The sequence below is a fragment of the Bacteroides sp. f07 genome, assembly GCF_042854785.1.
Taxonomy (GTDB): Bacteria; Bacteroidota; Bacteroidia; order Bacteroidales; family Bacteroidaceae; genus Bacteroides.
On record NZ_BAABXI010000001.1, the window covers coordinates 3,646,645 to 3,659,532 of the forward strand.

8 protein-coding genes are annotated in these 12,888 nt (G+C 43.7%); 1 reads left to right on the top strand and 7 read right to left on the bottom strand.

Annotated elements, in window-relative coordinates; genetic code table 11:
- Nucleotides 1-57: 57 nt before the first annotated feature.
- The 5 genes from ACGHVY_RS14930 to mutA all read right to left on the bottom strand — a co-directional run bounded on the left by ACGHVY_RS14930 (nucleotide 58) and on the right by mutA (nucleotide 7,216).
- Nucleotides 58-1,203 (bottom strand): peptidase M26, encoded by a 1,146-nt coding sequence (locus ACGHVY_RS14930; protein WP_390599591.1) that lies wholly within the window; start codon nucleotides 1,201-1,203, stop codon nucleotides 58-60.
- 32 nt (nucleotides 1,204-1,235) lie between these two features.
- Complete coding sequence (locus ACGHVY_RS14935) at nucleotides 1,236-2,219, bottom strand: FecR family protein (RefSeq protein WP_390599592.1); 984 nt, start codon at nucleotides 2,217-2,219, stop codon at nucleotides 1,236-1,238.
- A 119-nt stretch (nucleotides 2,220-2,338) separates the two neighbouring features.
- A complete protein-coding gene (locus ACGHVY_RS14940) occupies nucleotides 2,339-2,959 on the bottom strand; it encodes an RNA polymerase sigma-70 factor (RefSeq protein ID WP_390599593.1) in 621 nt (206 codons plus the stop codon).
- 206 nt (nucleotides 2,960-3,165) lie between these two features.
- The gene (gene scpA, locus ACGHVY_RS14945; protein ID WP_308745364.1) at nucleotides 3,166-5,313 is read right to left on the bottom strand and encodes a methylmalonyl-CoA mutase; all 2,148 of its coding nucleotides are present in this window, start codon (nucleotides 5,311-5,313) and stop codon (nucleotides 3,166-3,168) included.
- A 1-nt stretch (nucleotide 5,314) separates the two neighbouring features.
- Nucleotides 5,315-7,216, bottom strand: coding sequence for a methylmalonyl-CoA mutase small subunit (gene mutA, locus ACGHVY_RS14950; protein WP_390599594.1), 1,902 nt, complete (start codon nucleotides 7,214-7,216; stop codon nucleotides 5,315-5,317).
- A 258-nt stretch (nucleotides 7,217-7,474) separates the two neighbouring features.
- Between mutA and ACGHVY_RS14955 the strand changes: the two genes are divergently transcribed.
- Nucleotides 7,475-9,139 carry a putative transporter gene (locus tag ACGHVY_RS14955; protein WP_390599595.1) on the top strand — a complete coding sequence of 555 codons (1,665 nt, stop codon included), beginning with the start codon at nucleotides 7,475-7,477 and terminating at the stop codon, nucleotides 9,137-9,139.
- 83 nt (nucleotides 9,140-9,222) lie between these two features.
- On the opposite strand, the gene ACGHVY_RS14960 is transcribed toward ACGHVY_RS14955, so the two are convergent.
- Both ACGHVY_RS14960 and ACGHVY_RS14965 read right to left on the bottom strand, forming a co-directional pair.
- Nucleotides 9,223-9,858 carry an AAA family ATPase gene (locus ACGHVY_RS14960; protein ID WP_390599596.1) on the bottom strand — a complete coding sequence of 212 codons (636 nt, stop codon included), beginning with the start codon at nucleotides 9,856-9,858 and terminating at the stop codon, nucleotides 9,223-9,225.
- Between the two features lie 52 nt (nucleotides 9,859-9,910).
- Entirely contained in the window at nucleotides 9,911-12,670 is a 2,760-nt protein-coding gene (locus ACGHVY_RS14965) for an outer membrane beta-barrel protein (protein ID WP_390599597.1), read from the bottom strand.
- Between the last annotated feature and the right edge of the window lie 218 nt (nucleotides 12,671-12,888).

The following is a 12,888-nucleotide window of genomic DNA, read 5'->3' on the forward strand; positions in this document are numbered from 1 at the left end:
ACTCCTATAAACACAAAAAAGCAGATTATTTCTGCTTTTTGTATTTATAGGCTCTTATTATTCAGACCACTGGAATATCGGATAACCGTCCGTTCCTTTTTTCCAAAGATTCGGATTCCAAGCTACGATAATATCTTCCAGCTCTCCGGTCGTTTTTGCCACTCCGTGAAATGTCGTTCCCGTAGCCGACGATTCGTCCGATGGAATAATTATACTTTCATTCACTTTCAGTACGATACCATCATAAGCATAACAATTCTCATAGCTGCCCAATGAAGCAGATACACCGACAATGCGTCCTACGGTTGACGAAGTATCTACTCCGGTCATATTACTCCATGCTGCACTGTTCTTGATGGCAATATCACTATTCTTGTCGATTTGTCCTAAAACACCACCTATGCCTCCTTTTGTCGCGCTGACCGCCCCATATGCATAACAGTTTTCAATAAAGCCACCGACACCAACTTTCCGCCCGACAATACCACCCGCTTTTCCACCGCTTGCAGCCTGGTCGTTGACCGTTGCACTTGAATAGCAGTTCTTTATATAGCTTTCCTGTCCGTCATAGCTGTTTGCCAACACACCGGCGATTCCACCAGCAGCACCGGATCCTATCACCTCACCGGTCGTATAGCAATTCACAATTCTTCCCGTCTTACTACCATTTCCCTTATCTTTAAGTCCAAGATAACCGGTGATAATTCCTATACCTTGCCGAGTGGACGAAACGGAAGCGTCAACAAAACCTACATTACGGCAATCACCACACAACACCCCGAAGAAACTCGGATAATCACCGGCAGAGCATTTAAAGTTCTTAATGACATGACTGTCTCCGTCAAAGTCTATCTCATAAGGGAAATCTCCTGAACCATTCAATGATTGCCAATCATCAATACCTGCCATATCAATGTCAGCGCCCAACTGAAAATAAACTTTTATTCCCGATTTCAATACACTACGCATATTCTTAATCTGCGTCCCATCCATTATCACATAAGGTTTGCTGTCCGTTCCGTTTCCTTTCTCGAACAAACCGCCGGCACCGTCTCCGTCACCATCACTAGTTCCATCGTCCGTTTCCGTCTTTTCAAATGGAACACGGGTATATGAGTCTAAAGGATTAGAGTCAGAACACGAAATTGCAACAGATGCCATCATCAACAGCATCCCCAATCTGCCTATTTGAGTAATATTCATACTTGATTTCTTTACAATTAAACATAGAGTTCTTATCTTATATATATATCCTTTTCCTTGTATTCTACTTTGATAGGTATGATTTCTTTAAGCGCATCCATTACGTCTACGATTGTCTCTTTATTACGCAACGAAACACGGAACTTCATGTCGCCCAGCTTCTCGGACTCCAACTGAATACGCACATCGTACTGACGGGAAAGTTTCTTCACCATCTCTCCCAATGTTATATCGTCATATTCGATTCTGTCTTCCGCCCACGCCATTGCCTGCCATGCATTGACTTTCTTTCCTTTCAACTGCCCTGTCTGCAAATCCAAAGAAATGGATTCTCCCGGCGACATCCGTATTTGTTCTTCCTTATAATTCAACTCTACCGTTCCTTCCTGTAAGGTAGTAGTTATATAAGAATCGTCCGGATAGGCGGATACATTAAACTTTGTACCTTTCACCACCACATCATATTCCTGCGTCTTTACCGTGAATCTCTTTCCATTCCGCCTGGTTACTTCAAAATATCCTTCTCCTTCCAGTTCCACAACCCGGTCGGCAGTATTGAAATGATTCGAATATCTTAGTACGGAACCTGAATTCAGCCATACGATAGTCCCATCCGAAAGCTGTATTTTACTCTTATCCCCCAGCGGGGCTTCGCAAACAAAGAACGTTTTCGGTGTAAACAGGTAAACAGTTTGCCGGATACCCAGCGTGCTACTGATAATCAACGCTACCACGGCAGCGATACGGGCTATCTTCCATATATTCAGTTTCGGTTTCTTCAATAATGGAACAATAGCTTCCTGCGTGTACATCTTATGCTTCAATGCTTCCCATTCGGCATCAGTCTGCGAATCAGACACCCGGTTGTTCATCCATTCTTTCTCCCATTGACGGAATCTGCCATAGCCACCCTCAGTCTGTTCAATACATTCAAACAGGGTCTTTTCGTCAGCTCTTGATATACGTCCTTCAAAATACTGAATAGCCAATTCTCGGATATTTTCTTCTTGCTTCATTATATTCACTTTCTATAAGATGTAACAACCCATATTTCATTTACCCAACTCCCGAAACAAAAAAAGCAGAAAAAACTTTCCTGCTTCTTATTCTTTAATATAACTAAAGAGCAAATTTATCAGTTTTGCTCCATCATCAGCCATGCCAATATCACCATATACAAATCTACCGGATAGTGCTCACTGAAATGCCTGGAAAAATATTGTAAAGCTCTTGCAATATGTTTTTCGACTGCCGTAGTCGATATTTGTAGTTTTTCCGCGATTTCCCTGTTCTTCAATCCTCTGAAACGACTTAACAGAAATATCTCACGCGACCTGTCCGGCAACTGATTGAGCACAAAAGCAATCTGTTCCTGTAATTCATTATATAATAATTTATGTTCCGCATCCTGCATAAAGTCTGCGTAGTAGAGTCTTTCTTCTCCATCCACCTTTGCCAGATACTCCACCCGGTACTTTTCAACAATCGAGCGATGTTTTAAATAATTCAGGCATCCATTACGAACCATAGAAAAAAGAAGAGAAGTGAGTGAAAGAGCAGATAACATTTCACGACGTTCCCAAAATCGCAAGAAACACTCCTGAATAATATCACGGACTGTTTCTTCATCTTCAATAAAACGGATAGCATACCCTCGCAAACGAGGATAATAACTCTTGAACAGAAACTCAAAAGCCACATTATTGCCTCTTTTCAGCTCCCCCAATAATTGTTTATCATCCATGAAATCTACCATAGTTTAGAATTTTATACGCAAAGGTACGGTCCAATAGTTAACAAAGTGATGACAATATTATGAATATTTTTTCAATAAATCAAATTTAAGGTACTTTTTATAAAATCCCCCAAAGGGAATATTTCAATAATAGGATACAAAAAAAGGGTCAGCAACTGACCCTTTTTTAATTATCATTTCATGGTTTATACAACCCGTTGATTGCCTTATTCTTCATCCATAAGAATTTCCAAAATCTGACAAGCAGCTTTCGCAACCGGAGTACCCGGACCGAAAATAGCGGCTACACCTGCCTTATACAAGAAATCATAATCTTGTGCAGGAATAACCCCACCGGCAATCACTACGATGTCTTCACGTCCCAGTTTCTTCAACTCTTCGATAATCTGCGGAACCAATGTCTTGTGTCCGGCAGCCAGTGAAGAAACACCCACTACGTGAACATCGTTTTCTACTGCTTCGCGAGCCGCTTCCGCAGGAGTCTGGAACAATGGCCCCATGTCCACGTCGAAACCGCAGTCTGCATAACCTGTCGCTACCACCTTGGCACCACGGTCGTGACCGTCTTGTCCCATCTTTGCAACCATGATACGAGGTTGACGTCCCTCTTTTTTCGCAAACTTCTCTGCCAGTTCACAAGCACGCTTGAAGTCGCTATCGTTTTTACTTTCTGATGAATACACGCCTGATATCGTTCTAATTATTGCTTTATAACGTCCTACAATCTGTTCGCACGCATAAGAAATTTCGCCCAAAGTAGCACGAACACGAGCTGCTTCAACTGCCAGTTCCAGCAAGTTACCCTTGCCAGTCTTCACACATTCAGTGATAGCAGCCAATGCTTTATCCACTTCTGCCTGATTACGTCCTTCTTTCAAACGTTTCAGGTTTTCAATCTGTTCAAGACGAACGGCAGTATTATCAATTTCAAGAATATCAATTGGAGCTTCTTTATCCAAACGATACTTGTTCACACCAACAATAGTCTGCTGACCGCTGTCGATACGGGCCTGTGTACGTGCGGCAGCTTCTTCAATACGCATCTTCGGAATACCGGTTTCGATAGCTTTCGCCATACCGCCCAGTTTTTCGATTTCCTGAATGTGTTCCCAAGCCTTATGAGCCAGTTCGTTCGTCAGGGACTCTACATAGTAAGAACCACCCCACGGGTCAACGTTCTTACAGACATAGGTTTCTTCCTGAATATAAATCTGAGTATTACGGGCAATACGTGCGGAGAAATCTGTCGGAAGAGCGATAGCCTCATCCAATGCATTGGTATGCAAAGACTGAGTATGTCCCAAAGCAGCGGCCATAGCTTCGATACAAGTACGTCCTACGTTGTTGAACGGATCTTGCTCCGTCAATGACCATCCGGAAGTCTGTGAGTGAGTACGCAATGCCAGTGATTTCGGGTTCTTCGGATTAAATTGTTTCACAATCTTTGCCCACAACATACGTGCGGCACGCATCTTGGCAATCTCCATAAAGTGATTGGTTCCGATTGCCCAGAAGAAAGAAAGACGCGGAGCAAATGCATCGATATCGATACCTGCCGCTGTTCCGGCACGGAGATATTCCAAACCATCGGCCAATGTATAAGCCAACTCAATATCTGCGGTAGCACCTGCTTCCTGCATGTGATAACCGGAAATAGAGATAGAGTTAAACTTAGGCATCTTCTGTGAAGTGTATTCGAAGATATCAGAGATAATCTTCATAGAGAATGCAGGTGGATAAATATAGGTATTACGCACCATGAATTCTTTCAAAATATCGTTTTGGATAGTACCTGCCATTTCTTCGAGTTTAGCGCCCTGTTCCAAACCGGCATTGATATAGAATGCCATAACCGGAAGTACAGCACCGTTCATCGTCATGGATACAGACATCTTGTTCAAAGGAATACCATCGAACAAAACTTTCATGTTTTCCAATGAACAGATAGATACACCTGCTTTACCTACGTCACCCACTACACGTTCGTGGTCGGGGTCATAACCGCGGTGAGTAGCCAAGTCAAACGCTACTGACAAACCTTTCTGACCAGAAGCCAGATTACGGCGATAGAAAGCATTGGATTCTTCGGCAGTAGAGAATCCGGCATACTGACGGATAGTCCAGGGGCGAAGGGTGTACATTACTGAATACGGACCACGCAGATAAGGAGGAAGTCCGGCAGCATAACCGAGATGTTCCATTCCTTCGAGGTCTTCTTTTGTATAAACAGGCTTCACTTCAATGTGTTCCGGCGTTTTCCAGTCAGCGGAGATACCGTTAGCCTTTTGCCATTCAGCACCGTTAACTGGCTGAAATGCGGCATATATATCTAAGTTCTTAAAATCTTTTCTCATCTTACTTCAATAGTTTGGCGTTAAACTCTTTCAAGGTATCCAGTACGTTGACACGAACATGGATGAAGTTTTCGATACCTGCTGCTTTCAGTTCATCCATACAAGCAGGAGCACCGGCAACGATAAACATAGCGCGACCGTTCAATGCCTTGAATGCTGGAATTGCATATTCCGCATATTCATCATCACTGGAACAGATTACGACAATATCAGCTTTCGCAGCCATCGCAGCTTCCACTCCGGCTTCTACTGTTTCAAAACCGAGGTTATCAACCACTTCATAACCGGCACAAGCCAGGAAGTTGCAAGAGTATTGTGCACGTGCCTGACGCATAGCCAGGTTACCGATAGTCAGCATGAACGCTTTCGGACGTTTGCCCGATACTTCCGTTTCAAGACGGAGTGCTTCAAATTCACTGGCAGCACGGTCGAATACCAATGTATCCACATCTTTCTCGCAGGTATGGTCTTTTCCACCGCAGCAGCATTTTGCTTCAACCGGGCGTTTATCACCGGCCTTTTCATTGAAGTTAGGGAATTGGTTAGTACCCAGCAAAACTTCACGACGCTGAGCCACTGCCTTATGACGGGCTTTATTACTTTCGTTCACAGAAGCCTGAACAGTTCCGGCTTTCAATGCAGCATAGAAACCACCGGCTTCTTCTACTGATAAGAACAGATTCCATGCTTGCTGTGCAATAGATATTGTCAAGTTTTCAATATAGTAAGAACCGGCAGCCGGATCAATTACTTTATCGAAATGCGATTCTTCTTTCAACAGCAGTTGTTGATTACGGGCCAAGCGTTCTGAGAAGTCGTCCGGAGTTTCGTAAGCCTTGTCAAATGGAGTGACAGTCATTGAATCTACGCCACCCAATGCAGCACTCATCGCTTCAGTTTGTGTACGGAGCAGGTTCACGTGCGCATCAAACAGAGTAAGATTGAAAGTCGAAGTTTCGGCATGAACCGCCATTTTCGCCGCGCAACGACATTCACCGTTAGGGCCTTTGTTTTCACAGTCGCGCAGGCATTCAGGATTGTAAGAAGCTACGATATTCGCCCATAACAGACGTGCAGCACGGAATTTAGCAATTTCAAGGAAATAATTGGAGCTGATACCGAAGTTGAATTTGATTTTCTTAGCCACTATAGCAGCAGGAACACCGGCATCGGCCAGTTGGGTCATATATTCGTTACCCCAAGCCAACGCATAACCCAATTCCTGTGAGATATAAGCTCCGGCATTGTTCAAAGTCAAAGCGTTCACATTCAGTACACGGTAGAAAGGAAGCGGTTGGATAGCTTCAATCAGTGCTTTGGCAGTTTGTACCATATCGCCCTTTTCCTTGCCGCGGGTCAGCATCTTGTTGAAGAAATCATAATTGATGGAACCTTTCAGCTTCTTCACATCATAATCCTTCTTTTGGAAATAAGCTACCAGCAGATTAGCCAGTTCTACAACGTGTCCCTGGCAAGTAGAGAAGTTCAGTTCAACACACTCAGCCTGAATATCATTCAACAAAGTTTCAAGATATTCTGCATTGAGTTCTTTTGCCTTTACATGGAAAGAAAGTGAATCGACACCCTTGTTCAGGATATCCAGTGCTTTCGCATTGGCCTCTTTGGGGCATTCCACTCTGATTTCCTGGCGAACCAGCCACTCATTGTTGTCTTTCTTAGTTCCTCTCAGATACGGGAATTCTCCGGGAAGCGCATCAGTAGTCTTTAAACCTTCCAGATCTTCCATCCGGTAGAAAGGTTTCACTTTGAACCCTTCGTTTGTCTTCCAAACGAGCTTCTTCTCAAAATCAGCACCTTTCAAGTCGGCTGTAACCTTCTCCATCCATTGTTCGGTGGAGACAGGAGAAAAGTCTGAGAAGAGTTTTTCTTTTTTGTCTGCCATAGTTTATCTAAAATTAAAACAAGAATTAATATTGTCTTTATTTTTATCTGTCTCTTTCCAAATGTCTGTTGTTCGACTTGCAAATATAACTAATTAGTTAAAACAAAGCTCTTTTTTATAGAAAATTCGCATAGCCCGCTTGCAGAATGTCGGACATTTGATGAATAAAATAAAAGAGAAGAAATACTTGATTTACATCAATGTTATAAGTAATTTTGCACCCGTTTTGAAAAAGACATTATAAAAACTGCTATATTTATGGATTGGTTACAAAGTTTATTGTGGGACCCCAGTTCCGTGGCACACATCGTGTTCCTCTACGCATTTGTAGTGGCAACAGGCGTGTATCTCGGCAAGATAAAGATATTCGGTGTATCGCTGGGAGTCACTTTTGTTTTGTTTGCCGGCATCCTGATGGGACATTTCGGCTTCACAGCCGATACACACATCCTACATTTCATCCGTGAATTCGGATTGATCTTGTTCGTATTCTGTATCGGTCTTCAGGTGGGGCCGTCTTTCTTCTCTTCTTTCAAAAAGGGGGGAATGACATTGAACCTGTTGGCTGTAGGCATCGTAGTGTTGAATATTGCCGTTGCACTAGGGCTTTATTACCTGTGGAACGGCCGTGTGGAACTGCCGATGATGGTAGGTATCCTCTACGGAGCTGTGACGAACACTCCGGGACTTGGTGCCGCCAATGAAGCCCTGAACCAATTGAGCTACAACGGCCCGCAGATTGCGCTGGGTTATGCATGCGCATACCCGCTTGGTGTAGTAGGTATCATCGGCTCTATCATCGCTATCCGCTACATCTTCCGTGTCAACATGGCGAAGGAAGAAGAAAGTCTGAAAACACAGAGCGGAGATGCACATTTAATGCCTCACATGCTTAGCTTGGAGGTGCGCAATGAATCTATCAACGGAAAGACACTGCTGGAAGTTAAGGATTTCTTAGGACGCCAGTTCGTCTGCTCCCGCATCCGTCATGAGGGACACGTAAGTATCCCCAATCATGAAACCATTTTTAATCTTGGCGACCAGTTATTCATTGTCTGCTCTGAAGATGATGCTGCTGCCATTACCGTATTTATAGGTAAAGAGGTGAATATAGACTGGGAGAAGCAAGACCTTCCGATGGTATCCCGCCGTATTCTGGTCACTAAACCGGAAATCAACGGAAAAACTTTGGGTTCCATGCACTTCCGCAGTATGTACGAGGTCAATGTAACCCGCGTTAACCGCTCCGGTATGGATTTGTTTGCCGACCCGAACCTTGTGTTACAAGTGGGCGACCGTGTCATGGTAGTAGGCCAACAAGATGCTGTAGAACGCGTAGCAGGTGTATTGGGTAATCAACTTAAACGTTTGGACACACCGAACATCATCACTATTTTCGTCGGCATCTTCTTAGGAATTCTTTTAGGCAGCCTGCCTATCGCTTTCCCCGGTATGCCGACACCATTAAAACTTGGCTTGGCCGGTGGACCGCTGGTAGTTGCCATCCTTATCGGACGCTTCGGTCATAAGTTCCACTTGGTGACTTATACGACAATGAGTGCCAATCTGATGCTTCGTGAAATCGGTATCGTGCTCTTCCTTGCCAGTGTCGGTATAGATGCCGGTGCCAATTTCGTACAAACGGTAGTCGAAGGTGACGGTCTGCTATATGTAGGTTGCGGTTTCCTTATCACAGTCATTCCGCTGCTTATCATCGGTGCTGTCGCACGGTTATATTATAAGGTAAACTACTTTACCCTGATGGGATTGATAGCCGGTAGCAACACCGATCCACCCGCATTGGCTTATGCCAACCAGGTAACATCGAGCGATGCTCCCGCAGTAGGATACTCTACCGTTTATCCATTATCAATGTTCCTCCGTATTCTGACAGGACAGATGATATTATTAGCGATGATGTAAATCGAGCTTAGCATATAAGCAGTAAAGCCGGCTATATCTTTCAAAGGAATATGCCGGCTTTATTTATTTTACATATGTTCGTTTTATACTATCAACTTCAATTTCTTCACTACAAATTCTTCCACAAACCGCACGGTTTCTTCCACCCCCAAAGAAGAGGAATCCACACACAAATGATAGGTAGCTGCCGCTCCCCAAGTCTTATAACTATAATAATTATAGTATTCCGAACGTTTCTTGTCTGCTTTCTCAATAATCTCTTCCGCAGCCTCTTCATTCACCTGATGAATCCGGCATACCCTTTCAATACGGTCTTCTTTGGAAGCTGAAATAAAGATATTCGCACAACGGGGATGTTCACGCAAGATATAATCCGCGCAACGCCCTACGAACACGCAGGACTTCTCTGCCGCCAAACGACGGATAACATCACTCTGCACTTTAAACAGAGCATCATTGCTCAGGCAATTAGTACACGGCATCGCCCCTTCACTGATAAACGGGAAGCGCATACCGAACAATCCGCCAATAATTCCCTGCGAAGCCTTTTCGTCCGCTTTCTCAAAGAATTCCTTACACAGGCCGCTTTCTTCGGAAGCCAAATTAATCAGTTCCTTATCATAGAAGTCGATTCCCAAACGAGCTGCCAACTTCTCTCCGATTTCCTTGCCGCCGCTACCCAATTGTCGACCGATGTTAATTACATAATTACCGCTCATAGTACATTTTGTTTTATGGTTTGGTAGCAAACATACGAATTATTTCTAAAACTCACATCATCAGACGAAAGTTATATTTGAAAGTAACGATGAAATATCCTTTAATTTCCTGCGTGCGGAACTCATAAAAACCATCGGCAGTGGGCATGCGATTGAAACTTTTCCGTCTCCCTAATATATCCACCCAATGAGCCGATAACTCCGCCTTCTTCTCTTTCAGGAACCGCCAGGTAGCAGTCGCGTTCCACACAATCTCGTCATCTTCCCCTTTCTGGATATTCGTACCGCTACGCAACATATAAGCGGCATCCGTACGCAACTGCAAACCAAAAGGAAAATCCACATAACCGTCAAAACGGAAATTATAATAGCGGGTATAGTTATCATTATCATTCAGAGAATTAAGCGAATACTGGTAATTCCAGGAAGCGGCAAGTTCAAGTCCGCCCCAAGCAGGCTGATAGCCCGTCCGCACTTCGCAATCCAGTCCGACATCACGCGTCGTACTCTTCTCCGGTTGCACATTCCTGTCCTCATTTACCATACTGACACGGTTGTCATACCTTCCCCCCGAATTCAGCCTTAAAGAAAAATGTCCCCAACGCTTCCACCAGTCCGCATTTCCATAGGTATTCCAATTGCCATTGATATTTATAGGATACGTTTCCCGCCCGCCGCTCTGTACATCATAAAGCATCACTTGCGTCACACTGTTCTGCTCCATCTGCCATCCCGCATTAGCCGATATGCCTTTAGTAGGATACTGAAAGCTCAAACGGATATTGTGAATAAACATCTGCTTCAAGTCCGGGTTTCCACGAGTGATGTACAACGGATTACTATTATCCGTCAACGGCATCAAGGCCGATAAAGAAGGCTGCCGCGTCCTGCCGTCATAACTCAGGTTGACACGCATTTTCTCCTTTTTCTGCCACCCCACCCAAAGCATAGGCTGATAGTCAATGATATTCATCGCAGTATCCGCATGAAGCGTCCCCACTTTCCGATCGATGGTACGTTTTTGCGGAGTGACGCCCAACGACGCATTAAACATCCAGACATCATCCGAATAATTGAATCCCACATTCAAGTCATGACCATTGCTACGGCTATGGCTCCGGTTGCTCAAACTATCCACATATCCGGTTTCATAACCGGAAGGCAGTTCACCGAAACCCGCCGAATGAGTCAATGAAGCCAAGTCATAAGTAGAGCGATTGTCCCGCTCATACCGGGTACTCCAATTATATGCCGCCCGGAAATGTATCTTTTTACCGACGGGCTGAGTGAAATTCACCCCTACCCGCCATGAATTATTCCGTTGGGGAGAATCCAAATACTGATTCCGATAAAGCACCGAATCATTTCCATACTTGTCTTCCAACTTAAAATACGTTGTCTGCGACAGCGCAAAACTTTCATTATCTCCCCACGATTCCGAATTCATAATGTTCACCCCAATAGTTGTCCCTTTCTCATTCAGACGCCGCATAATCCCTACCGTCCAACTGGTATTATTGGATTTTCCGTCCGAGAGCGAACGGTTCTCACTACGATTCACCTTTATACTTTCAGGGATAGATTCAAAATCGTCAAGCAACCTTTCATGATTCACACTGGGCGGAGCGTCAAAAGAAGCGCTCTGGCTGTTACTTTCATTCTGATTAGGAGAAAAACCTAAATTTACATTGAAATGAACCTGTGTACGTTTATCCAGCTTACCGAATCCCATAAAACTGGAATTTATCGACCGACTTTTAGAGTTACCCTCATTGGCAGACGCAGAATACTGGTTACCGGTCTTTAGATACTGCTCCTGATACATGGAAGTAATGTTTCCATTCCGGTTGAGATTATAACTCACATTTCCATTCAGAGTAAACTTCTTGCCGAATTTATGTGTCATATTCATCCCGATGGAATTATTGATATTATCTTTGTATGTACTATTCTGATAGCGGTTGGTAGAACGGGCGATAAAAGAAAGATTCTGTCCGTCCTTGCTAAAATAGTTCACCTGCCCTTCCAAATCCCTCTTCTTATTGTTACCATACCCTACCGTCGCATTTGTCAGCCAAGTTTTGTTCAATTCCTCTTTGGTTTGCAAGTCGAGCACATATTTCTTTTCTCCCGAGCTGATACCCGTAAACTCTTCCTCTTTTGATTTCTTGTCATACACCCTTAGTTTACTAATCAAGTTTGCCGGCAGATTTTCAAGTGCCGTCTTTTTATCTCCTGAAAAGAAGGACTCCCCATTTACATTGATTTCGCTGATGGGCTGACCGTTGTAAGTCAGTGAATGATCTTTCTTGTTATACACCAATCCCGGAATACGTTTCACCAAATCTTCCAGATAAGCTCCTTCGGGAGTTTTATAGGCGGAAGCATTGATAACGGTCGTATCCCCTTCCATTACCACTTCCTGCAATTTTCCGGTCACTACCACTTCACCAATCCGAAGATCATCATCCTTCAACACAATAATGCCTGCATTTATGGATGTGGAATCTCCCAGCGTGCGATAGAAAGACTGCATTCCCATAAAAGAAACTTTCAACAGGTATTCTTTCTTGTCCTGCGCCTGATAAGTTAGAGTAAAGCGACCATTTTTATCACTTGCCGTACCTTTTACAAAAGTAGAATCCGTCTTTTCCAGAACGACAATGCTGGCAGAAGGCAAAGACTGTTTCTTTTCACTTCCGGTTTCCAGCATTTGTACCCTTCCTCTGACAGTCCTCGCCTGTTGTGCATACATTATTGTATGTACACAAAATAACAGTAAAAGTAATCCGCCTAGTCTGCAAGTTTTCATGTCAATAGCAGTATAAGTCTGTATTTTAGTTTGAGCCTCAATAATGCATGTAAAATTAAGAAGTTTATTTAGAAAACTTACTACTTTATTCGTTTTATTAAAACAAATTACATTCCAATCACACAAAGCATAGATACGTACATCTGAAAATCACCTTTGAAAATAGCAAGACGAAAGCATAGTTTCCGAAAACTGGAGAGTATAAAGAAAGCGGCTAA